The sequence below is a fragment of the Gemmatimonadota bacterium genome (assembly GCA_026706345.1).
Lineage (GTDB): Bacteria > JAAXHH01 > JAAXHH01 > JAAXHH01 > JAAXHH01 > JAAXHH01.
The window spans coordinates 1-272 of the sequence record JAPOYX010000180.1 but is presented as its reverse complement, the minus strand read 5'-3'; the positions used below and the strand labels follow the sequence as shown (position 1 = coordinate 272).

Below are 272 nucleotides of genomic sequence, written 5' to 3'. Positions count from 1 at the left end.
CGACTGGTTCGCCGTTGACGAACCAGTCGGAGTCCGCCAGGCGCGATGCGACGCCCAGCCACGTCTTTCGGGCGGTCCAGGACCTGATCGCGGAGATCAACATTCTCCGGGAAGAACTGGGTGTCTATGACTACCCGCCGGAGGCGGAACTTCAGGACGACCGCGCTCCCGTCCACGTGTATGTCAAGACTCTCGAGCTTGCGACCAAAATCAGTGCGATACAGCGGCGGCTCGGGGTACCCGCGGCCCCGTCCCGGCAGGTACCGTTCAAG

Annotated in this window: 1 protein-coding gene; it reads left to right on the top strand. The window is 64.0% G+C overall.

What is annotated here, in order from left to right:
* Positions 1 to 14: 14 nt before the first annotated feature.
* A partial coding sequence (locus OXG98_12165) for a hypothetical protein (protein ID MCY3772756.1) occupies positions 15 to 272 on the top strand: 258 nt, incomplete at its 3' end.